This is a genomic window from Bradyrhizobium sp. USDA 376, assembly GCF_054063675.1.
Window position 1 is genome coordinate 5,167,114 of record NZ_JBSSGN010000001.1, and the last position, 24,187, is coordinate 5,191,300.

General features: G+C 62.3%; 11 protein-coding genes. 7 read left to right on the plus strand and 4 right to left on the minus strand.

Annotation, left to right across the window (positions count from 1 at the left end):
• Positions 1-181 precede the first annotated feature (181 nt).
• Positions 182-1,405 (plus strand): FAD-dependent oxidoreductase, encoded by a 1,224-nt coding sequence (locus ACVJ19_RS24065; protein ID WP_453955195.1) that lies wholly within the window; start codon positions 182-184, stop codon positions 1,403-1,405.
• 20 nt (positions 1,406-1,425) lie between these two features.
• Here ACVJ19_RS24065 and ACVJ19_RS24070 read toward each other — a convergent pair whose 3' ends face one another.
• Positions 1,426-2,562, minus strand: a complete 1,137-nt coding sequence (locus tag ACVJ19_RS24070) for a GNAT family N-acetyltransferase (RefSeq protein WP_453951572.1) — start codon at positions 2,560-2,562, stop codon at positions 1,426-1,428.
• A gap of 222 nt (positions 2,563-2,784) precedes the next feature.
• On the opposite strand from ACVJ19_RS24070, the gene ACVJ19_RS24075 reads away from it, so the two are divergent.
• A complete protein-coding gene (locus ACVJ19_RS24075; RefSeq protein ID WP_456739434.1) occupies positions 2,785-4,071 on the plus strand; it encodes an O-antigen ligase family protein in 1,287 nt (428 codons plus the stop codon).
• Between the two features lie 18 nt (positions 4,072-4,089).
• Positions 4,090-5,109, plus strand: coding sequence for a glycoside hydrolase family 5 protein (locus ACVJ19_RS24080; protein ID WP_453951573.1), 1,020 nt, complete (start codon positions 4,090-4,092; stop codon positions 5,107-5,109).
• 17 nt (positions 5,110-5,126) lie between these two features.
• Here the strand turns inward: ACVJ19_RS24080 and ACVJ19_RS24085 are convergent, their stop codons facing one another.
• Positions 5,127-5,747, minus strand: coding sequence for a hypothetical protein (locus tag ACVJ19_RS24085; protein WP_453951574.1), 621 nt, complete (start codon positions 5,745-5,747; stop codon positions 5,127-5,129).
• Between the two features lie 155 nt (positions 5,748-5,902).
• Positions 5,903-6,424, minus strand: a complete 522-nt coding sequence (locus ACVJ19_RS24090; protein WP_453951575.1) for a chromosome partitioning protein ParB — start codon at positions 6,422-6,424, stop codon at positions 5,903-5,905.
• Positions 6,425-7,206: 782 nt separating this feature from the next.
• On the opposite strand from ACVJ19_RS24090, the gene ACVJ19_RS24095 reads away from it, so the two are divergent.
• The 3 genes from ACVJ19_RS24095 to ACVJ19_RS24105 are packed head-to-tail and all read left to right on the plus strand — an operon-like array spanning position 7,207 to position 22,652.
• Positions 7,207-22,077: an Ig-like domain-containing protein gene (locus tag ACVJ19_RS24095; protein WP_456739435.1), complete on the plus strand. Its 14,871-nt coding sequence runs from the start codon at positions 7,207-7,209 to the stop codon at positions 22,075-22,077.
• A 30-nt stretch (positions 22,078-22,107) separates the two neighbouring features.
• Positions 22,108-22,383 carry a hypothetical protein gene (locus ACVJ19_RS24100; RefSeq protein WP_453951581.1) on the plus strand — a complete coding sequence of 92 codons (276 nt, stop codon included), beginning with the start codon at positions 22,108-22,110 and terminating at the stop codon, positions 22,381-22,383.
• A gap of 50 nt (positions 22,384-22,433) precedes the next feature.
• Entirely contained in the window at positions 22,434-22,652 is a 219-nt protein-coding gene (locus tag ACVJ19_RS24105) for a hypothetical protein (RefSeq protein ID WP_453951582.1), read from the plus strand.
• A gap of 24 nt (positions 22,653-22,676) precedes the next feature.
• On the opposite strand, the gene ACVJ19_RS24110 is transcribed toward ACVJ19_RS24105, so the two are convergent.
• A complete protein-coding gene (locus ACVJ19_RS24110; RefSeq protein ID WP_453951583.1) occupies positions 22,677-23,123 on the minus strand; it encodes a hypothetical protein in 447 nt (148 codons plus the stop codon).
• 230 nt (positions 23,124-23,353) lie between these two features.
• Between ACVJ19_RS24110 and ACVJ19_RS24115 the strand changes: the two genes are divergently transcribed.
• Positions 23,354-23,806 (plus strand): hypothetical protein, encoded by a 453-nt coding sequence (locus ACVJ19_RS24115; RefSeq protein WP_453951584.1) that lies wholly within the window; start codon positions 23,354-23,356, stop codon positions 23,804-23,806.
• The last annotated feature ends 381 nt before the right edge of the window (positions 23,807-24,187 follow it).

The window sequence follows — 24,187 nt, forward strand, 5'->3', positions numbered from 1 at the left end:
GAACCGTGAGAGGATTGGAGGCCGGGTTTTGTTGATCATCCCGAGCAAGGGGCGTGCCGGGACGGATGATCCCGTGATCCGTTAACCTCGATCTCTGGAAATGATCGCGTTCGGCCCTGCGATGCGACATCAGGCGGGATAATTGCACGTGGAACCTCCGTTAACCGTGGGAGCCTGGATGATGACGGCGGATAGCACCGTGACCGAGCCGATCGCGGCAGCGGAGACTTCGACGAGCGCTGCGGACATCGCGATCGTCGGCGGCGGCCTTGCGGGGTCGCTCGCGGCGTCCGTCCTCGCGCGGGCAGGGCATCGCGTCGCTCTGGTCGACAAGCGCGCGGTGCCTCCGGACGAGTTTCGGGTCGAGAAGATCGGTGGCCATCAGCTGGAGCTGTTCCGCAGGCTCGGCTTCATCGATGGTCTCGCGAGCGCCGGTTGCCGCTATGACCGCGTGCTCAATGTCAGGGAAGGCAAGGTGGTCGATGTCACCGTCGGCCGGGCTTACGGGCTTCCCTATGCCGATCTCGTTGCCATGGCGCGCAGCCAGTTACCCGATCCCTCAAGTCTGATCGTCGACGAGGTCGCCGCGATCACCTCCAGCGACGACGTGCAGCATCTCGAGCTCGCCTCCGGACGGCGCATCGATGCGCGCCTCGTCGTTCTGGCCACGGGCATGGCGGGAGCGCTCGGTTACAAGCTCGGCATCAGGCGGCGCGTGCTGGCGGAGCGCCATTCGGTCTCGTTCGGCTTCACCATCGCCCGCCGCGATGGCGCGCCGTTCGATTTCGAGGCGTTGACCTGTTACGGCGAGCGCACGGCGGACGGCGTCGATTATCTCAGTCTGTTTCCGGTGCGCGCGGGCATGCGGGCAAATCTCTTCATGTTCCGCGATCCGACCGATCCCATCATGCGTGACCTGCGTCGGGATACGGAAGCCGCGTTGTTGCGGTTGCTGCCGGGATTGCGGTCCTTCCTCGGCGACTTCCGCGTGACGGACCGGGTGCAGAATTGGGTGATGGATCTGTCCGTCGTCGAAGGACATCTTCAGCCCGGAATCGCGCTCATCGGCGATGCGTTCCAAACCAACTGTCCGGCAGCCGGCACGGGCGTTGCCCGCCTGCTGGTCGACGTCGAGCGTCTTTGCACCGAATATGCGCCACGCTGGCTCGCAACTGCGGGCATGGGCACGGAGAAGATATCGCAGTTCTATTCCGATCCCGACAAGATCGCCGCAGACCAGCAGTCGCTGAAGATGGCGCGCTTCCGACAGGCGCTGACGTCCCGCAACGACATCAGCTGGGACGTGCGGCGGCGGCTGCACTTCCTGCGGCGCAGTATCACCCATCGGGTCGATCAGATGCGACCGGGCTGGCTCGCGCAGGTGCGAAGCGCGCTGCGCGCCTGAGCGCCGGATCCGTCGGCGCCTCAGCGCGTGGGCGTCGAGGTACGGGTCGGCAGGAGCCTGAACTCCGATATTCGCTTGGCGGCCAGCTTGAGCCAGGGGGCCTGCTTCAGTGCGAACAGCGATATGGCGCCCACAGTGCTCCCGGCCTGGGTGACGGTCCACATTGGCGAAGGCTGCCCGCCGAACAGTTTCTTGTATGGCTCGTCGCCAATCGTGAAGTCGAGCATCTGATCCCCGCGCTCGATGCAATCCCTCGCCACCTGTTCGAACATCAGCGCGCCCAGCGACTGGCTCTTGTAGCCGGCGATGTCGAAGGCGCTCATGATGACGAGGAAGCTGTCGCGGTGGTGCAATCCAAGCACCGCGGCGATCACCTCGCCATCCATCTTCATGGCATAGAGCCGCACAAAGGAGCCGAGGCCGCGGACCGCCACGTCGGAATAGAAGTCGTAGTATTCGGCTCGCTGGAGCAGGTCTCCGTCGCCCTGCGACTGGAAGCGAGGACCGCGGAATTTCCTCATCACGTCCAGCGCGTTCAGGATCGAGGCGCTGTCATCGCAGCATGAGAAGGTCAGCGCGCCTTTCTTCTGGAGCTGACGATATTTCTTTGCGAGCTCCTTCTGGTAGGAGCGATCCATCGCGCTGGCCCGCCATTGCTCGAATGGCGCGACGAGAACCGTCGCATAGGCATTGCTGTCCATCGCGACCCGGCGGGGCGCGTCCAGGAGGCTCTCGATCGGAAGCCGCCCGTCCGGCAGCTTGGTCATCCGGAGCAGGTCGAAGGGGCGGACGATGTGCCGGATTTCTGCGCACGCATCCGTGTTCCTGAGCAACTCGGCAAACACCTGCGGGCTGCAAACGGGCGCCAGATAGTCGGAGACGCGCAGGTCGGCGAATTCGATGGTTCGTATCGGACCGCGCCGGACCCGCAGCAAAGGCAGCACCATCGCAAGGGTGCCGGTCGCACGATGGCGAGCCACGACGACCAGTGGCGTTGCCCCGGCATGCGATGCGAGCCTGGTGTAGAGGCTGTGCAGCCAGAGCGGATGCTGGAAGGCAGTTGCGGCCGAACCGTCGAACAGCTCTGCGTATTCCGGAGAGAGAAAGTCGAATGCCGGCTCGACGGCGATATCGAACGTATTGCTAGACATAGTCATGCGTAACCAGGGAAATCATGTCACTCGGGAATGGTCGATCGAGCCGGAACCGAGGCCTTATAGCAGGGGAGTGACGATCGAGATACCGAGGCGCTATGATTTGCATTAATGCACCGAGCCAGGCTCGTATCGTTACCAAATTCTTAACGTCGCGGCTTCGCCGGGGCTCGGAGGTCAACCTGCGCTAGCAAATAATTAACCGCGTTTAAGGAAGGTCGGCCCATGGCCAGCCTACAGACCGATGCGGACGCCGGGGTACCCGAGAGCGCGATCTGGAAGACGCGCAGCGTTGGCATCGAGAAGATTGCCAGGGCCGCAATCCGTTGTTCGATCACCATCAATGTCGTTGCGTCGATGGGCACCCTCAACACCGGGTTGCTGCCGGCGGAGCTGACTTATATGCAGCAGGCCGTCGCGATCCTAATGTGGGGCGTCTTGATCTATGCAAGCGCATTCGTGCGGCCGCGCCTGCGTTTGCAATTCAACCCCGATTTGATCGTGCTGGTCGCATTCTACGGCTTCGCCGTCATCTCCGTGTTCTGGTCCAGCCTGAATGTCGCCGCGCTCATGAAGAGTGCAGCGCTTGCGATGACGACCTTCGGTGCCTTCTGCCTCGTCACGCGCATTGACATCGACGAGATCGTAGGAGCCACGGCCCTTGGACTCTTCGTCCTGGCCGCCGCATCGGCCTTCTTTGCGCTCGCTGTTCCCGACATCGGGATCGATCACAGCTGGATGCACAGCGGTCAATGGCAAGGCATCTATGAATCGAAGCAGACGCTTGGCTTCGTCGGCGCCTACCTGATGTTCTTTGCCTGCTATTTGAAGATGAGGGGGCAGGGCTGGCCAGCGTTCCTCGCGACATTCCTTCTGGCGTCGACGTGCGTGTTTGCCTCGGAATCGCGAGGCGCCGGCGCTGTCGCCCTGGCTGCCTGCGCGCTGCTCGTGACCTCGATGTGGTCGGTCACCTGCATGAGGCTCTATGCGGTCCTGCCTTTCGTCATGTGCCTGGCGGCCGGCGCGCTGTTCCTCTATTTCTACGCGACCGGATATGATGCGATCCATGTCGGTGACGCGAGCATCGACTTTACCGAGCGGACCTTCATCTGGCACTACGCGATAAGCCATTTTGACGACGCGCCGCTGCTCGGCTTCGGGATCAACGGGTTCTGGACGATCCCGTCGATCTACGATTATTTCGAGCAGAACCACAGCTGGGTGCTGGACAATTATCACAGCGGCTACATCGCCATCCTGATCGAGACAGGATTTCTCGGGTATATGCTGTTCACGGGAAGCGTCCTTCTGTTCTCGAACAAGATGCTCCATCTCATTTCCGCCCAGTCGATCGATCGGTCGCACTGCGCCCTCATCATCGGATTTGTCGTCCTGAGCTTCCAGACCAATTTCACGGAGACGACGTTCCTTCGCTCGACGATGTTCACGTCGGTGCTGCTGGTCGGGTTCTTCTTCGCGACGTGCAGACCGGTACGACCGACAGATTTCTAGTTTCTGGAATGGAAGCAGATGACCGTCATCCGTGCTCGTTGGCCGAAGAGTCTCGCGGCAGGTTTCTTCTTCCTCGCGGCGCTCTGCTCCCCATCCGTCGCTGCCGCGCAGGCTGCTTCCAACGGCGTGCCGAAACTGGGGCGCGGCATTAACATTCTCGGCTATGACGGGATCTGGGAAGGCGGTCAGAATGCGCCGTTCCGCCTGGACAATCTGACGGCCATCAAGAAGGCCGGGTTCGCGCATGTCAGAATCAATTTCTTCGGCTTCAAGTTCATGGGTCCGGGGAATGTCCTGGACGAGATCGTCCTGAGGCGGCTCGATGCCGTCATCGAGGAGGTCCTCGCGCGCAATCTCATTCCTGTGCTCGACGAGCACGATACCCATGTCTGCCAGCGCGACGTGGCCGGATGCGCGGAAAAGCTCAAGGCGTTCTGGCGGCAGATCGCCGAGCGCTATACCGGGAAGTATCCGAAACTGATCTTCGAGGTCTTGAACGAGCCGGGCGGACAGATGACGTCGGCCGAGTGGAATTCGCTGCTCAACGAATGCCTCGGCATCATCCGTCGCACCAATCCTGCGCGGCCGGTCATTGCTGCTGTTCTCAACACCGATGACAATCCCGTCGACGAACTGGCTTTGCCGGCCGACGACCGGAACCTCATCGTCACGTTTCACTATTATGCGCCCTTGCGGTTCACGCATCAGGGGGCGCCGTGGTCCCCGACGTTTTCGCGGATCGGTCCGCTGGATTGGGGTTCACAGGACGACGAAGCGCGGGCCGCGGCCGACTTCAAGAAGATGAGTCTCTGGGCAGAGAAAGAGAGGCGCCCGGTTTACCTCGGCGAGTTCGGCGTGTACGAGCGCGCGCCATCCGATAGTCGCACGAGATACCTGTCATACGTCGCGAGAAGCGCGGACAGGCTGGGCTGGTCATGGGCCTATTGGCAGTTCGACCATGATTTCGCGGCCTTCGACAGCGCGCGCCAGGCCTGGAAGCCGGACATCCTGCGGGCGATGATCCCGCCCTCGCGTTAAGGAGACATGCTGGGCGTTCAGACCTCGAAAGTCCCAAGTCGGAAGGCTGCCGCGTTCGAGTAGGGCGAGGGTTGTATGACGGTGAAGACCGCGTCCGGAAACGCCTTCCAGACGGCGAGATCACTTCGTGTAATTGCGACAAGACCGTAGCGCGAGCGGTGTTCGCCCGGTTCGGCTGGCTCACCGACATCGGAAAACCGCAACCGTAAAATGCCGTCTTTCGGAAAGGGGAGTGGCGGCCGATGTATTGTCGCAAGGAGCAATGGTTCTCGGTCGATTGCAGATCTCTCTGATGCAAGCGGATCGGAGAGCGCGCCGGCGTCACTCTGCGTAGCACGAGCCTCGGGCGCCGGATCGATCGCGCCTGCCGCTGTCGTGGCGGGTTCATCCGGCAAGGATGTTGGTTCAGTGCCCGGCTGAGACTCCGGCTCAACGACGGGCGGCACGCTTTGCACGGAGGCCCGGCCATCGCGGAATTCGCCGTTGCGCCGTGAAGCGTCATAGGCCGCGCCGGACGCGGCAGCCGGTGCCGGCCTCGCCCGCAACGCCGCCAGCGCGTCCCAGTCAAAATGCTCGGGAGAATCGGCTTGCACGTCTCTTATGAAGGCAGGCCAGGAGGTGTTCGGGCTGTCGTTCATTGCATCCGTCGCGGTCGCACTCTACGCTCGCTCGATGATTTAAGATGTCGCGCGCTGTCATCATTCAGCCCATGCGACCCAAAGCGTATGGCCAATCGCTTGAATTTGCTAGTCCCCGGTAACACGCTGGAAATGGCGCCGCTCGGGCCGAAGGGTCAATAACGGCTACCGTCGCTTTTCTGTTGAGCGATCCATTGCGACAGCGTTTTCGGTCTTGGCGCCAATGCTGCTGACGTCCGGTTGGTTCGCGTCGATGGTGCGGTCGGTTTGGCCACAGTGCTTCGTTCCGGTTGCCGATTCAGGCCGGGCTTCGCCGGCGCAGCCGCGATTGCTGCGGCGGCCTCCCTCTCAAGTCGCAGTTGCTTCAATCGAGCCATCTTGTTGCGCTCGGCTTCCAGTTCGGTGCTGTCGGACAGCAGCTTCCTGTGCTGAGGACTCTCTGCTGCGACCGCGACAGCAATGACGGACATTTCACCAAGGGCCTTGCAGGCCTCAAGCCGATGCAGTCCGTCGACCAGAACGAACTGATCATCTTCGGGGCGAACGGAAATGGGAACTTGCTGTCCGATCTCCAGGATGCTTTCTGCGATCTTTTGAACGAGTCCGGCGTCGAGCGTCCTTCTGCTCTTGGGCGGAATGCGAATTTTGTCGATCGACAAGCTTTCCGCTTTGGGCATAGCTTCTGCTCCGGCACGCTCGATCCCGTCGCCGCGCGGCGAGGCGAGGGAGTGCAGCTATCCTAGGAGCGAGCGGGCGCGTGAGGCAAGCAGTTTCCATTCGCTTGTGCGTGGCGCACGGCTGAAAGTTCTTGTCGGATGTGCGGTACGCTTCGGCGATCCGGAACCGGGAGCGCTCGCCAATCCCCATCAAGAAGTCTTTGAACGTCGAAGTTTTCACGACAGGTCATTTTGCGACGTGCAAGCGTCGATTTGAATCGGAGGCGCGATGATTTTCGTGGAGTGATTTCGGATCGGCGCTTTTGCGTCCCTCCTGCGTCGACGAGAACGCAGGGGAGTTGAGCATTGCGTCGCATAAATTTCGGTTCGCGCGAGTTACCCGCGAGAGGTCCGGCAAAGCCCGCGCGCGACTGGTCTGATCTTGAATCGAGACTCCGCGATCTCGCGCAGCTTTCCTCGCAATCTGCCGCATCCGCCGGCCTCGCGGTCGAGCCGCAGGTCGCGCTCGCGCATGACCCGCACGATCGGCTCGAGGTTTTCGAGGCCTTCTTCGGACGCAATCCGTTCGGAGCAGTGAGCGCCAGACCAGGTGAAAAATTGAAATTCAGAAATATTTTCAATCGCTTGACGCGGATTTGAACCGGGCGTTTTCGCCGCCCGCGGCCCGAATTAATTAAGGTGCTGAAAACCCACGCAAGATGTTCGTCGCCACTTTTCCGGGGAACTTCGAAATGGTACTTAAAAACGATTTAATTGATTTTTAACTTTTTTACGGTGGCGTCTTGAACCACACCGACGGGTTTTTGCCGAACGGCCTGGGGCACCAATCCCTTCAATTCGAGCGCGACGGGTTGGCGGAAACGCCACCCGCTGTGGTTGCGGTCCCGGACGCTCACCTTCTCTTCTCCGGCGACTTCGTGCGCATCGGCGCCGACCTGATCCTCTCGGATCAGCTCCATCGCGTCGTCGTGCCGAATTATTTCCGCGATCACGCGCGTCCGTTGCTCGTTTCCCCCGAAGGCGCGCACCTCGATCCCGGCGTCATCGATGCTCTGACCGGACACACCCAATATGCGCAGGCCGGGGCACCCGCCGCTAGCGGCAAGGTGGTGGGCCATGTCGTCAAGATGACCGGCAGCGCGAGCATCGTCCGTAATGGCGTGACGATCGTCGTCAACGTCGGTGATGCGGTCAACCAGAATGACGTGGTGCAGACGGGCAGCGACTCGACGCTTGGTCTCGTGCTCGACGACGGCACGACGTTCAATCTGTCCGCCGGTGCGCGGTTCATGCTGAACGAACTGACCTACGATGCCAGCAGCACATCCAACAGCTCGCTGATGACGCTGGTGCAGGGCGCCGCCAGCTTTGTGGCGGGCCAAGTTGCGAAGACCGGCGATATGCGGGTGGCAACACCCAGCGCCACGATCGGCATTCGCGGCACGGCCGTGATCCTCGACGTTTCGGCGACCGACGGCAAGATTTCGGTTTCCGTCATCGATCAGCGCGACGGTCAGGTGCATGCCGTCCAGGTCTTCAATACGGCCGGCGTCCTGATCGGTACCGTCACGAGCAACGGGTCGACGCTGACGCTGACGCCGACGGCGAATTTCGACGTGATTGCTCAGCAGAGCAACAAGACGACGGATCAGATCGCGCAGGAATTCGGTGCATTCCAGCAGGTGCTGAGCACATATGATGCCGGCAAACAACTGTTTCCAAATCTGCCGCAGCACACGGAGAACCGGGACCAGAATAACAACAACACGAGTCCGAACAGCACGACGAAATTCGCCGGAAGCCCGCCGCTACAGCCGCCCGGTACGGAATATCATTCCCTGCCCGGGACAAGCGCCACTCCGCCCTCGAACGCAGTGCCCCCGACCATTGTCGTCACGGTCAACCCGGTTTCCGACACCGGCCCGAGCTCGCCGCCGAGCAGCCCCGTTGTGGCGCAACCGATCATTGTTCCGGTCAAACTGTCGGCCGTTCCATTCGTCGTCACGCCGCCGAACGTAGCGGCAATCACCTCCGGGCCGGGAGATCATATCGGCCCGGTCATGAGCGCCAATGGCGACGTCGTCTACGATCCCGACGGCGCGATCTATTTTTTCAGCCACGAGACGGGGGTGACCACCACCGTCGCGTCTCCCGCGAACGGCTGGAGCTACGGTTCGCCGACGATCAGCTTTGATGGTCGCTATATCGTCTATCAGGGCTCCGATGGTGGCGGGAGCTTCGTCTTCGTCTATGGCACCGATCCTTCCGATCCGGCGCACTATCATGTTCAGACCGCGCTGGCGCCGGGAAGTGCCGCGGCCGTCAGTGGCGACGGCAGCACGATCGTCGTGCAGCAGGATGGCGGCAACGTTGCCATCTACAGTCTTGACGGCACGCTCAAAGGAACGGTGACGCCAGGGGCGGTGGGGAGCTCGGGGGCGCTTTGGAAGCCCGCCATCAGCGCCGACGGCCACTTGATTGCCTTCTGGAATTCGGATGTGGCTGCTCCGGGAGGCGGGGGCAGGCTCCTTGCCTTCGATTTGTCGACGGGTGAAGTGGCCGTGATTGCCAGCATCTCCGCCGGGGCCGGTGCGGTTGCGCCGACCATCAGCGCCGACGGCCGCATGATCGCCTATCAGGGAACTGACGGCACCGGCCATTCCGAGATCTATCTCTATGATCTGAATGCCGGGGCCGTCGTATTTCACACGTCCAACGCTTCGGGCAGCAGCTATAGTCCGGTGCTGAGCCCGGACGGCCATTTCATCGTGTTCACGAGCGAGGCAAGGCTGACCTCGGCCGACCAGAACGGGTTCGCCGATATCTATATCGTCGACGTCACGGATCCGGCGGCCCCCGCCTATCGGCTGGTCTCGGACGGGGTGGGTACAGCGTCCAATGGCGGCGCCGCGATCAGTGCCGGCGGCCAGTACGTCGCCTTCGGCAACAGCAGTAATATCTTCTTTGCCGATCCGACCTCGGGACTTAGCGCGATCATTCTGGAGACGGCGAAGTCGTCCCACGTCCTGACCGCCAAGGGATCGATTGAAGTCACGGGTGACTACACCGGCGTCGTGCTCAGCGTGACGGATCAATCTGGCGGCGCGACCCCCTATTTCAGCGCCAGCTTTGACGCAAACGGGCATATCAACTGGAGCTTCGCTGAGCCGAAGAGCGACTTCGCGGGGCTGTCTTTCGGCGAGACCGCCACGCAAGAATTCATCATCAGGCTCTCCGCTGACAATGGCTTCATAACCATCCCCGTCTTCGTAACGGTGCACGACGGCGTCCAGCCTGCCATCCAGAAGACGGATGCGGCTCCGGTGGCGGCGCCCGTAACGCTCGCGCAGGGGCAGCAGGACAGCCCCTACGTCATCGCGCCGACGGCCTTGCTCAAGGGCGTCTCCGACATCGACGGTCCCTCCCTGTCCATTTCGTCGCTGACGATCCAGAGTGGAGGCGGCGGTCTGGTCCGGAATAGCGATCAGACGTGGACGTACACGCCGGATCCGGGGTTCAGCGGCCACGTTGTCTTCGGCTATACGGTCTCTGATTCGATCAAGACTGCGGCTTCGACCGCAAGTCTCAACATCACGCTGCCGCTGGCTGTTACGGCGATCAGCCCTGATAGCGGAGCCTCCGGCGATTTCATCACCAACAGCACCCAGTTGTCGGTCTCCGGCAGCAATGGAGCGCTCACGCCCGGCGAGAAGATTCAGGTCAGCAGCGACAGCGGTGTCACTTGGAGTGACGTTGTTCAGGCGACAGGAACGACCTGGAGCCTGATCGATCCGGGCGTCCACAATGCGAGCTTTTCGTACCAGGTGCGCGTTGTCGATTCCGTTGGCAACACCATCGGCTCCGCAGCGCAGGCCGTCACGATCGACACGGCTCCGCCTGTGGTCACGATCGACAATTCGGATGCGCTGACCAACCAGGCCACCCAAAGAATTTCCGGAACGGTCGGCCTGGCCGATGCCGGAACCACCGTGATCGTGTTCGACAATGCGCAGGCCATAGCCGGTGCCGTTGTCCAGGCTGACGGCAGCTGGAGCGTGATCGTACAGCTTTCCGAGGGCGGCAATAGTTTCGTCGCCCAGGACACGGACGCGGCCGGCAATTTGGGCCAGAGCAATACGGTCGTCCTGACGCTGGATTCGACGTCGCCGGCGGCCGTTGCATCCGTCGGGGCACTGAGCGCCGACAGCGGCAACGCGCCGACCGACTTCAACACCAGCGTGACTGCGCAAACGGTAAGCGGCACCTATACCGGTGCTTTGGCTCCGGGGGAGACGATCCAGGTCAGCGCCAACAATGGCACCACGTGGGTGACGGCGGCCGCATCGGGCGGCAACTGGTCGGCATCTGGCGTGTCGCTGTCGCCTGGCACCAACTTTCTGACCGTTCGCACGATCGATCTCGCCGGTAACATCACGGCCGGAGCGGGACACAGCTATACTCTCGATAGCGTAGCACCAACCGCGGTCGCGACCGTGACGCTGCTAAGTTCCGACAGCGGCAGCTCCTCGACCGATTTCGTCACCAATGTGCCGTCGCAAACCGTAAGCGGCACCTACACGGGTGCCCTGGCTTTCGGCGAAGCGATTCAAGTCAGCGCGGATGGCGGTGTGACCTGGGTCACCGCAACGTCCAATGCAGCCAACAACACCTGGTCAGCATCCGGCGTGACGCTGTCGCCTGCGGGAAACACGCTGTCGGTCCGCACGATCGACCTTGCGGGCAATATCGCGGCCGGGACCAGCCACAGCTACGTCTTCGATACCGTCGCGCCGTCCGCAGTTGCGACGGTGACGGCGCTGGGGTCGGACAGCGGCAGCTCGTCGAGTGATTTCGTCACCAATGTCACATCGCAGACGATCAGCGGCGCCTATTCCGGCACCCTCGGTGCAGGCGAGTCCATCCAGGTCAGCGCCGATGGCGGCGCAACCTGGATGACGGCGGTCGCTAACGCATCGAACGGCACCTGGACAGCATCTGGAGTATCGCTGTCGGCCGCCGGGAGCACGCTATCGGTTCGGACGATTGATCTGGCCGGCAACGGCCTCGCCGGCACCGGGCATGCCTACACGCTGGACACCGGCGCGCCATCGGCAGTTGCGACGGTGACGGCACTGGGTTCGGACAGCGGCAGCTCGTCGAGCGATTTCGTCACCAATGTAGCGTCACAGACTGTGACCGGAACTTACACAGGCACGCTGGGTCCCGGCGAGTCGATTCAGCTCAGCATCGATGGCACGAACTGGGTGACGGCAAACGCCGCAGGCGGCGTGTGGTCCGCCTCGGGGGTGATCCTCTCCGGGGCTGGCAGTTTGCTGTCGGTCCGTACCATCGATTTGGCCGGCAATATCGCTGCGGGCACCGGCCACAGCTACGTACTGGACCAGACCGTCCCGTCCGGCGGCACGCCGGATCTGATTGCGGGCTCTGATTCCGGCTCCTCCAGCAGCGACAACAACACCAACGTATTGGCCCCGACGCTGACGGTCGCGCTTGGTGCCGGTGTTGCAGTGGGCGACACGGTCGAGCTGCTGCTGAATGGGTCGTCATTCTCCCATCCTCTGGTGCGAACCGTCAGCTCCGGCGACATTGCGGCCCAAAGCGTCAGTTTCACAGTGAGCCCCGGTGATCTTGGAGCTGACGGGCTCAAGCTGATCTCCGGCCGGTTTACCGATCTGGCGGGCAACGGCTCGACCACCAGCGCCCTGACTATCACGCTCGACACAAGCGCGCCCGTGCTGGCGATCACCAGTCCGGGCGGCAACACCAATCAATCCGTGCAGACGATTACCGGCACGGCGGATCCCGCTGACGCGGGTGCGACTGTGACCGTGCTGGATGATGGCGCCTCCGTCGTTGGCGTCGCAACCATCCAGGCCAACGGCAATTGGAGCACCGACGTCACGCTGCACAGCGACACCAACAGCTTGACTGCGCAAGCGACTGATGCCGCCGGCAACCAGGGCGTCAGCAACACGGTGATCTTTACCCTGAACACCAATGCTCCGACCGGCGGCACGCCGGACCTGGTGGCAGGCTCCGATTCCGGCAGTTCCAGCGGTGACAACACGACGAACGTGACCGCGCCGACTTTCACGGTTGTGCTCGGTGCCAATGTCGTGGCGGGAGATACGATCCAGCTGTTGCTCAATGGTTCGCCGTTCGCCCATCCCGTCACGCACACGATCAGCGCAGCCGACATCGGCGCGCAGAGCGTGAGCTTGACCGTAACCGACGGTGACCTCGGCCCTGACGGTGCCAAGTCGATCTCGGCTAGACTGAGCGACGGTTTCGGCAACACTTCAACGACCGCCGCACTGGTCATCACGCTCGATACCGCCGCGCCGACGGTGAGCAGCGAAGCGCTCACCAGTGCGATCGGAGCGCAGAACAATACGCTCAATGCCGGCGACGTGGTCAGCGTCACCGTGTCGTTCAGCGAGAGCGTCACGGTGACGGGAACGCCGCAGCTGGCCTTGAGCATCGGCGGGTCACCGGTGCAGGCGAGCTACGCCTCGGGCAGCGGCAGCACGCAACTGGTGTTCACCTACACGATCCAGGCCGGGCAGAACGATGCCAACGGCATCAGCATCAATGCCAACGCGCTGAGCCTGAACGGCGGCGCGATCACGGATGCTGCCGGCAACGCGGCGGTGCTGACCGCGGCCGCGGTGGCCGACAATGCCAGCTACAAGGTCGATACGGCCGCGCCGACGGTGAGCAGCGAGGCAATCACCAGCGCGACCGGGGCGCAGAACAATACGCTCAATGCCGGCGACGTGGTCAGCGTCACCGTGTCGTTCAGCGAGAGCGTCACGGTGACGGGAACGCCGCAGCTGGCGCTGAACATCGGCGGGTCACCGGTGCAGGCGAGCTACGCCTCCGGCAGCGGCAGCAGCCAGCTGGTGTTCACCTACACGATCCAGGCCGGCCAGAACGATGCCAACGGCATCAGCATCAATGCCAACGCGCTGAGCCTGAACGGCGGCGCGATCACGGATGCTGCCGGCAACGCGGCGGTGCTGACCGCGGCCGCGGTGGCCGACAATGCCGGCTACAAGGTCGATACCGCTGCCCCGACGGTGAGCAGCGAAGCAATCGCCAGCGCAGTGGGGGCGCAGAACAATACGCTCAATGCCGGCGACGTGGTCAGCGTGACCGTGACGTTCAGCGAGACCGTCACGGTGACGGGAACGCCGCAGCTGGCCTTGAACATCGGCGGGACACTGGTGCAGGCGAGCTACGCCTCGGGCAGCGGCGGTACCCAGCTGGTGTTCACCTATACGATCCAGGCTGGCCAGAACGATGCCAACGGCATCAGCCTCGATGCCAATGCCTTGAACCTGAACGGCGGCACGATTACCGACACCGTGGGCAATGCGGCCGTGCTGACCGCGGCGGCGGTGGCCGACAATGCCAGCTACAAGGTCGATACGGCGGCGCCGACGGTGAGCAGTGAAGCGATCACCAGCGCGACGGGCGCGCAGAACAACACGCTCAACGCCGGCGACGTGGTCAGCGTCACCGTGGCGTTCAGCGAGACCGTCACGGTGACGGGAACGCCGCAGCTGGCATTGAACATCGGCGGGACACTGGTGCAGGCGAGCTACGCCTCGGGCAGCGGCGGTACCCAGCTGGTGTTCACCTATACGATCCAGGCTGGCCAGAACGATGCCAACGGCATCAGCCTCAACGCAAATGCGCTGAGCCTGAACGGCGGTACGATCACGGATGCCGCCGGCAACGCTGCCGTGCTGACCGCGGCGGCGGTGGCCGACAATGCCAGCTACAAGGTCGATACGGCGGCGCCGACGGTGAGCAGCGAAGCGATCACCAGCGCGACGGGCGCGCAGAACAACACGCTCAACGCCGGCGACGTGGTCAGCGTCACGGTGTCGTTCAGCGAGAGCGTCACGGTGACGGGGACGCCGCAGCTGGCTTTGAACATCGGTGGGACGCCGGTGCAGGCCAGCTACGCCTCGGGCAGCGGCAGCACGCAACTGGTGTTCACCTACACGATTCAGGCCGAGCAGAACGATGCCAACGGCATCAGCATCAATGCCAACGCGCTAAGCCTGAACGGCGGCACGATCACGGATGCTGCCGGCAACGCGGCGGTGTTGACCGCGGCCGCGGTGGCGGACAATGCGAGCTACAAGGTTGATACCGCCGCGCCGACGGTGAGCAGCGAGGCGCTCACCTCCGCGATGGGAGCACAGAACGGCACGCTCAATGCCGGCGACGTGGTCAGCGTCACGGTGTCGTTCAGCGAGAGCGTCACGGTGACGGGAACGCCGCAGCTGGCTTTGAACATCGGTGGGATGCCGGTGCAGGCCAGCTACGCCTCGGGCAGCGGCAGCACGCAACTGGTGTTCACCTACACGATTCAGGCCGGGCAGAACGATGCCAACGGCATCAGCATCAATGCCAACGCGCTGAGCCTGAACGGCGGCACGATCACGGATGCTGCCGGCAACGCGGCGGTGCTGACCGCGGCCGCGGTGGCGGACAATGCCAGCTATATCGTCGACACCGGTTCGCCGACGGAATCCGTCGCGATTACGTCCGTCGCCGGAAGCTCATCTTCGACCAGCACCTCGATCATCGTGACGGGGACGAATGGCACGCTTGCGTTTGGCGATAAGGTCCAGATCAGTACCGACAACGTGACGTGGACGGATGTTGCTCGAAGCGGCTTGACCCGGTGGACCTTCACCGACAGCACGGTCCGAAGCGCGAATTTCACCTACTTCACACGCGTGGTCGATTCGACAGGCAACGTTGGCGCGACGGCGGCGATACCGATACTGGTCGCCAGTGGCGGCGCCAGCGTCTCGATGAATCCGGCAGGTGGCGTCGTCGAGTTCACCGGATCCGGTGGCTCTTTGCAGATCGGCGCAGCCGTCACTGCAACGATCAATGCCATTTCGATCGCCGGCGGTCCGGTTGCGGTCGGCGGAAGCGGCAACATTACGACCAGCGCGGGCGATGCGATCGATCTGTATGCGACCGGTGCAAGTGCGGGCAGTCCCGCGAACCTGACCGTCAATCCCACGGGCCAGATCACCGGAGCCGGAAGCGGCATTTCCGTGGTTCAGAATGCCGCCGGATCGATCACGGTCACGACGTCGGGGACGGTGATCGGCCAGGCGGGCAGGGGCATCCTTGCGCAGCAGAACGGGACAGGCACAGGCAGTATCCTGATCAATGGATCAGGCAATGTGGCAGGAACGGGCGCTGCGTTCAGCGGGATTGTCGCCGTCAACCTCAATTCTGCGAACAACAGCGATATCACCGTCAGCCAAAGCGGAAATGTCATCGGCGGTCACGACGGCATCCGTGTTCAGACCAATGGCAACGGCAATATCAGTGTAACCACGGCGCCAAATCCGATCGAGGCGACTGCGCAGATCATTGGTCTGACGCTCTACGGTATCGAGGCGCAATCCAAGGGTACCGGCAATATCCAGATCAATGCGGGCGCCGGCACGGTTATCACGTCGGGTGGCGTTGGCATCAACGCATACAACGAAGCGATCTCTCTGGCCAAGGTCGGCGGATCGATCGCAAGCTCGATTACGGTCAATGCGAGCGGCGCGATCATCTCGGGTACGGCCCTGACAGGACAGGGCAGCCGTCCAGCCGGCATCCTCGCCGGCTACAAGGGCGGCGAGACCAATACCGTCAATTCCAACGTGTTCGGCAACGTTTTCATCAACAACTCCGCCACCATCCATGCGGCTGGTGGTGATGGCATCCGCGGCTACAATTTCGGGCCCGGCAACGTTGCTATCAGCAATTCCGGGACCATTATTGCCAGGGATGTCTATGGCATCGCCGGTTCAAGCAATAGCACTGGCAATGTTTCGGTCACGACGACTGCGAGCTCCAGCATCACCTCGGGGTCGCACGGTATCCTCGCGATCGATCAGGCCACTTCCATTTTGCAGGGCGCGGGCTCGACCGTCACCGTCACGGCCGCCGGCACGATCAACTCGGGTGTGCATCTGTCGGTCGGAGGTGCCCAGCCGGCGGGCATTTCCGCCGGATACTATGGCAGCAACGGGACCTCAAACCCGAACATCAACGGCTCCGTCCTTGTCGACAATGCTGCCAATATCTCGGCGAGAGCCGGATATGGCATCATTGGCTTTAATTTCGGCTACGGCAACATCACGATCATAAACAGGGCCGACAAGTCGGTGAGCGGTGCGCAATTCGGCATCGCCGCTGGTTCGTCTGTCAACGGCACCGTGTCGCCTTCCAATGTCTCGATCAGTGTCGAAGCCAATTCGACGCCGACGGCTGCTGCGGTGACTGCGAGCTCACTCATGGGCCTTGCCGCAATCAACGCCAACAACGCGAGCGGCGGCAATATCACGATCACGACCGGCGCCAATGACCAGTTCGTGTCGGGCGGCTATGGCATCAACGCCAATTCGGCGGCCGCGAGCGTCGCATCCGGAAATCAGATATCGGTCACCACGTCGACGGGCACTATCAACTCCGGTTTCAACTTCTTCTCGGGCGGCGGGACGCCTGCCGGCATCTCGGCTGGTTATTCCGTCCTCTCGCCGGCCAACATTCACGGCAACGTCGTTCTGGACAATGCGGCGACTGTCATTGCGGCTTCGGGTCCCGGCATCAATCTCTACAACAGCGGCAATGGCAATATCAGCGCAACGCTGCGGCCGACGTCATCGATCACTGCGGCGCAGGGAAGCGGCGTTACCGCATTCTCGGCCGCGGGTGGCAACATTACGATCGACAACCAGGGCGCCATCACTGCGGCGGCCATCGGCATCTCGGCCGGCAACGGATCCAGTACGTCGGTCAACGGGCTGATCTCGATTTCCAATTCCGGAACGATCGTTGCGCCCGGTGTGCCGTTCATGCCGGTCGTGACGATCGGCAACGGCAACAGCACTCAGACTGCAACGGTTTCCAACGCCGCGGGCAAGTTCATCGCCTCGTCTCTCTTTGCCCGCACGACCGACAACTTCGCCATCTCGTTCTTCGCCGGCAATGGGTCGGTCACCAACAACGGCTCGATCACCGGCAACATTAGCTTCAGCGGGACTGGCAGCGGCAGCTTCACCAACGCGCTCGGGGCAAACTGGAATATCAACGGCTCGAACTTCTTTGGCAGCGGCACGAACGCGATCAGCAATGCCGGCATCTTCAATATGCTCGGCCTTGCCGCCTTGTCCGGGGCAGGCGCGATTGCGCTGTCGAACACGGGTATTATATCCGTTGTACCCAACGCTTCGGCGCAGATCTTCGCCAACGTAACCGGCGTGGGCTCGATCCTCCTGGGCGACCACTCGGCCCTCGAGCTCGGACTGTCTGTTGCGGCCACGCAAACCATCAATCTTGGCGGCAGGGGACTTCTCGCATTCGACAACCCGGCCTCGGTTGGCGCGAATCTGCCGCTCAGCTTCAGCGCCAGCGGTAGCGGCAACGTTGGCTCCATCATCACCCTGCAGGGCGGCGGCATCACGGCCGCGAACGTCAGCGGCTCAACGCTGACCATCAGCGGCGTACAAAACTATGCGTTCCAGGTGTCTGGAAGCGGGCTGTCTGGAAATACGTTCGACGTTCTCTCGCCGAACCGTATCGTGCTGGTGCCGACCAGCGCGACCATCATCTCCGGTGTCACCACGTCGCAATCACCGCTGACGCCGGCAAATTTCTACATCCTCGACAACGACCACATCAACAGCAGCACCGGACCTGGGTTCAACCTGTCGACGACTGACGGAGTTGCTGCGAATACGTACACGGTCGAGGCCAACGCAAGTTCCGACATTGTGATCAACGGTGCCTTTCCCGGTATCCGGGTCGCGACACAGGGCGCCAGCGGCACGATCATCAACGCCGCGAATATATCCGGCCCGACCGCCAGTACCGGCCCCAACACCGGCCTCGTCGTGGATACCACGCAAAATGCAAACACCGGCAGCGGCTCCGCCGATATCGTCAATTATGCGAATGTGAGCGGTGTCGCCAACGCCATCTCCGCCACTACGGTCAACGGCAATATCAATATCGTCAGCGTGGGTGCCGCGCTGACCGGAACGAACGCGTACGGAATCCTGGGCGTGTCCAGCGGCACGGGCGGCGTCACCATCACGACGTCGGGCGGCACGATCAATGCCGGCTTTAACGGTATCCGCGCCGCCGAGCTGCAGCAACCCGCCCCCGGGGCGGGCGGCAACATTATCATCTACAACTCGTCCACCATTGCGAGTGGCACGAACACCGCAAACATTGCGGGCAGCGGCGCGGCCGGTATTCGCGCGCGCATTCTCAATAACAACACCACGGTGCCGAACGCCGCGATCACAGGCGACATCACGATCGAGAATCGGGCCAGCATCACAGCGCAGGCCGGAGCAGGTATTTTTGCCGACAATTACGGTTCAGGAGATACTTCAGTCACGTTTGCGCCCGGCCAGTATGCGATCACGGCGGTCAATGGGGGAGTGACGGGTGTCGGCAGCGGCCTTACCCAGTACGGTATCTTCGCCTTCACCTACGGCGCAGGAAGCTCGCTGGTGAATGCCGGCTGGGGCACCAGCATTACCTCGGGCAGCACGGGTATCAATGCCGGCAACCAGGCCACGACGATTGCTTCGGGCAGCGGCAGCACCGTCTCGGTTTATAGCCAGGGGTTCATTTCATCCGGAACGAACGTCAACAACGGCGGCAGCGCACAGTCTGCGATCCAGGCGGGCTATAATCCCGGCGGTGGCGGTGCGTTCAGCTCTGCGGTGTACGGCGACGTGATCGTCTATGTCGCGAGCGACGGCAATCCCTTCGGCAACGCCAATCCGACTCTGCTCGCTGCGGCCGGGCCTGGCATCGTTGCGTACGACTATGGCGTCGGCAACATCACAGTCAACGTCGGCTCGGGTGTCTCGATCCAGGCGCTAACGGCTGCAACGTCGTCGGGGGGCGGCAATGCGCCCTACGGCATCGGCGCCACCAATCGCGGCTCGGGCAATATTGTTGTCGTGACGTCGAATGGGTCCTCCATCAATTCCGGCAGCACCGGCATCAACGCCGTCAACGACGCAAATCCGACGGTGGGCTCAGATCTGGCCAATTTGTTTGCGGCCAACGTCGCCGCTGGCAAACCTGCCGTGGTCGCGGTGACGGCAGCGGGCACGATCACCGCCGGCGGACTGTCCACCAACAGCGGCGGCACGCCGTCCGGTATCGCCGCCGGCTTCTTTGCCCCGGTGAACGGAGCCGGGCATGCAAACCAGTATGTCAGCGGCAACGTCTTCATCAACAATGCCGCGATCGTCTCCGCGGCCGGTTTCGGCCTCCAGGGCTACAATTACGGCTACGGCAATATCACCATTAACGTTGCGTCCGGCGCCAATATCACGGCGGGCGCAAATGGCATCTATGCCCACGCCGATGGCGGTTTCACCGATCCGGTAACGGCGAGCGCGCCGTCCCGCGACATTGCCATCACCGTCTATGCCAACACGACCATCACCGCTGGCTCCGCAGCGTTCAACAAGGCTTACGGTATCCTCGCCCTGAGCACCAACGCCGGCAGTATATCGGTGGTCACGTCGACGGGAGATACGATCGACTCCCACCAGGGCGGCGCCGGCATCAATGCAGTCAACGAGGCCACGAGCATTGCGCCGTCGTTCAACAGTTCGGTGATTGTGAACAACGCGGCCTTCATACACTCCGGCTCCGGCACAACCGGATTCAACAGCCAGCCGGCCGGCATCCTCGCAGGCTATATCGGTCAGGCGACGGACCCAAGTCTGAACAATCCACCGAATCCCGCGAACTACAACGTCTATGGCGAGGTTGACGTCTATAACTTCGGCAACATCACCGCCGATGCAGGCGACGGCATCAGGGCTTATAACTACGGCGTCGGCGATGTCGACGTGAACAATTTTGCCGGAACCATCGTCGCCTTGGGCGGAGCTAGTCCGCCGAACGGAACGGGTGTCGGCATTCTCGCGCAGAATTTTGGGCCGGGCAGCATTCATGTGACGACCTCGGCTACCACCTCGATCACGTCCGGTAGCTCCGGCATTGCAGCGGTCAACAAGGCGACCACGGCAGATCCCCTCGATCCCACCGTGGTCGTGCCGGCGACGTCCGAGGTCTTCGTGAATGCCTCCGGCACGATCCACTCCGGAACGACCCCGACGGGCACCGTCGCCGCCGACCCGGCCGCAGGCATTCTGGCCGGCTACAATCCCAACAATCAGAACACGGCGAACGATGCGGTCCACGGAAATGTCGTGGTCCACGATCACGCAACGATCGTCGCGCCGACCGGGACCGACGGCATCCGCGCCGTGAATTACGGAGACGGCGACATAACGGTTACGGTCGAGTCGGATTCCCGTGTGTTCGCGGGCCGGTACGGCGTAGCGGCGTTCGGCTTCGATGGCGGCGATGTGAGCGTCACGATCGACGGTTCGGTGATGGGTGGCACGGCGGGGCTCGACGTCAGCACGACCGGCACGGGTATGGTCACCATCGACAATGCCGGCTTCGTTGAGGGCGTTGTCCTTGGCTACAACGCGACGTTCACGAACGAGGCGGGGGCAGACTGGCAATTCAGCGGTGCTAGCACGTTCACCGGCGCCAGTACGCTCTCGAATGCCGGCACGATCGAAAGCACCGGCACGTCGTCGATTCTGGGCCTGGTGGGCTTCACCAATACCGGAACGATCGCGGTGGAATCCGGCAGCCTGACCATCGGGAGCGAGGTGACCGGCGGCGGCGCGGCGGTGATCTATAGTGCTTTCCTTGTGTTCAGCGCGGCGTCGGACGCCAACGTCGCATTCGATACCGGCACAAGCACGCCCGGGACTCTGGTGCTTGCCGATGCCGCCCATTTTACCGGCACGGTCACCGGCTTTGCACTTGGAGACACGATCGATCTCGTCGGGATCGCTCCCGCGAACGTCAGCGTGTCCAGTTCGGGTGGTCTTCACGTCGATTTCGGCACGGGTTCGTTCGCTCTCGGCGGCAGTTACGATCCGGCCGGATTCCTCATCGCTTCCGACGGGCAAGGTGGCGCGAAGATCAGCTGGAATCATCAGGGGCCCGTCATCGATACCAGCCAGCTGACCGTCAGTTTCAACAGTGGCACGTACACCGTGACCGGAATTCAGGTGACCGACAGCGATCCGAGTGTTCCGACCGCGCCCGTCGTGACTTACACGCCCGGCAGTACGCCACCCGCGTACGAGAAGGTCGCGCTGACGATGTCGGACGTTGCCGGTGCCACTCAGGCCGTGAATTTCATCTTCCAGAACGGCACGGGGACGACCGTGCAGGGCACCTCCGGCAACGACGTCATCTTCGCTGCGAGCGGTCAGGACGTGCTCACCGGGGGCGGGGGGCGGGACCAGTTCGTGTTCGCGTCCCCTCCGGCTTCGACGCCCGTCCAGCATACGATCACCGATTTCGCGGAGGGAATCGACAGGCTCGACGTTCGTCAGTTCGCGAACGTAACCTGGGCTTCGGCGGCGGACAGTCCCAACGACACGCTGGTCACGCTGGATGCCAACGACTCCATTCTGCTCAAGAATATCGCGGCGTCGAGCCTCAAGGCGGCCGACTTCATCTTCCATGTATAGTCGGCCCTAACAGGAGGTGGACTGAACGGAATGCGTGACGTAGAGGCCTTGTTGAATTCACTCGTCGATGTCGATCGCAGCACGATGATCTCGGTGTTGTCCATGGAGGTGCAGACTGCCACAAAGCTCGCAATGAGTGGGCACCAGCGCACTGCCTGGCAGCGCGCGAAGAGGCGAAGCGCGATCGTGCACGCTGCCCGTCTCGCGCATATCCTGGCCTATTTCAAGTATGGGGAGACGCCGCCCGGCATGTCGGAGGATGATCGCCGGCTTTGCAGCAGCCTCGTAGAGAAGCGTAGCCTGTAGGTTGACCGGGTGATCCCGTCTGGAAGAGATTTGATGAAGAGTTGATCGCCATGAATGAAAACGACGCGCTCTTGCTCGATCTTGCGATCGGCAGCCGCTTCCGGGTGAAGTCCCTCGGCAAGCATAGCAAGCGTTTGGACGGCAAGACGGGACGGGTTATCGGCTTTGCCCACACCAAGAACGCGCTGCGCGTCATTCTGGACGGACACAAGCATCCGCAAACGCTGCATCGCAGCTATCTGGAGCCGCTGGTCGAAACCGCGTCCTGAGACGGCGCCGCCCGCGGCGGCGTTTCAGTTGGATTCGATCGGTGCGATCAGGTCGACGATACGGAGCAGGCCCTGGCAGACACGCCAGATGCAACCGGTTCCGAGAAACAGTTCGGTCGCTGCGTTCATGTCGCCAAACTGCAGGTGATATCCATTGGCGATCACGTTGATGGATATCCTGATGCCATTCGTGCCCACCAGCTGGGTGCGCGCCGTATGGACCGCTTCGACCAGCCGCCGCCCGAACTCCCTGGCGTCGTCGAGGTCAAGCGCTGCGAGCCGCGGCGGCGTGCGCGCCTGGTTGAACGGATACACGGCGTCGATGAGGATGGTGTGGCCGTCCGATAGCAACAGCAGCTGGCTGACCGACTTTCCGGCCGGAAACAGGAAGCATCGCTCGTCGAGGTCGATCTTGACCTCGTACTTCGGCCGCAACTCTGCAATGATCCGGGGAGCGGGATTTATATTCATCGTGCTGCAATGCGAATTGACCGTAACATGGCTTTATCCTAGGTCGCTCGTGTGGAAGCGGCAAGGCGGATGCGTCAAGGTTAATCCATCGCCTGATCTTCGGGCGACCAGCGCAGGTGCTATCCCGGGCCGCTCCGGGCAGTATAGTCGGCACAGAACTGGGCGAGAGGGGCCAGCGAGGCCTCAACCATATTTCGGGGCATTGAGTAATGGCGATCAGGATTGCGGCGGTGAGTTCCGCCACCATGTCGGACGACAAGAAGGAATTCATCGTCCAGACCACGGGCAAATATACCGGTGCCCTGGAGCTGAGATTCGCCAGCGACTGCGTCGATGATCTGATCGCGGCACTGACAAAGGTGCGAGGCGGTGCGCAGCCGGCGGCGTCAAATGACGGCGGGCCGGCGCTTGCCTCCGAAGCAGCCGCCCCCAGCGCTGAAGCCGCAGCGCGGACCAAACCGGGCGCGACCGACAAGGCCAACGAGGTGAGGTTCGAAATCCCCAAGAACTGCACGATTTCCGCTGACACCAGCGGCCGCGGTCTTGTGCTCTTCATCCTCAATCACCGGCTGGAAGGGCAGGCCGGCTACGCGTTCTCGCCGGACGCTGCGAAACAATTGGCCGGAGGGCTCACCAAGAGCGCCGATGCATTGCTGGCGCAGCGGGCGATACCCAAGAGCTAGGCTGGATGTCACCCCCCGTGGAGCGTTGACGCGGCGTCACTTAACTCCATTGCTGCAAGAATTTACGATGACAAACATCCCGGCTCCGCCGAAGGTATTCACTAACCTCCGAAAACGGAAATTGCCGAGATTTCCCGACGCCTGCCCAATTGGTCGGCATCCATTTCACGACTAAACGTTGCGTTAATCGTAAATAATTGCTTAAAGTTCCCTGTTTGGTTGTTACTGGGCAGGCAGGGCTGTTTTGATTGTTTTTTGCCGACGGAGGTCTGCATAGGCCGGCACGCGCGCCCGCGCGTGTCGGTTTTTTCGTGCGCAACCGAAGGCGGCATTCCTGCCTCCTCCCACGTGACTTTGGAATTTTTGTTGTGATTTTTTGGA

Bases quoted from the DNA above. Each gene is read 5' to 3' on its own strand.
- ACVJ19_RS24110 (WP_453951583.1), bottom strand. From the start codon at position 23,123: ATGAATATAAATCCCGCTCCCCGGATCATTGCAGAGTTGCGGCCGAAG.
- ACVJ19_RS24065 (WP_453955195.1), top strand. From the start codon at position 182: ATGACGGCGGATAGCACCGTGACCGAGCCGATCGCGGCAGCGGAGACT.
- ACVJ19_RS24075 (WP_456739434.1), top strand. From the start codon at position 2,785: ATGGCCAGCCTACAGACCGATGCGGACGCCGGGGTACCCGAGAGCGCG.
- ACVJ19_RS24080 (WP_453951573.1), top strand. From the start codon at position 4,090: ATGACCGTCATCCGTGCTCGTTGGCCGAAGAGTCTCGCGGCAGGTTTC.
- ACVJ19_RS24070 (WP_453951572.1), bottom strand. From the start codon at position 2,562: ATGACTATGTCTAGCAATACGTTCGATATCGCCGTCGAGCCGGCATTC.
- ACVJ19_RS24090 (WP_453951575.1), bottom strand. From the start codon at position 6,424: ATGCCCAAAGCGGAAAGCTTGTCGATCGACAAAATTCGCATTCCGCCC.
- ACVJ19_RS24085 (WP_453951574.1), bottom strand. From the start codon at position 5,747: ATGAACGACAGCCCGAACACCTCCTGGCCTGCCTTCATAAGAGACGTG.
- ACVJ19_RS24100 (WP_453951581.1), top strand. From the start codon at position 22,108: ATGCGTGACGTAGAGGCCTTGTTGAATTCACTCGTCGATGTCGATCGC.
- ACVJ19_RS24105 (WP_453951582.1), top strand. From the start codon at position 22,434: ATGAATGAAAACGACGCGCTCTTGCTCGATCTTGCGATCGGCAGCCGC.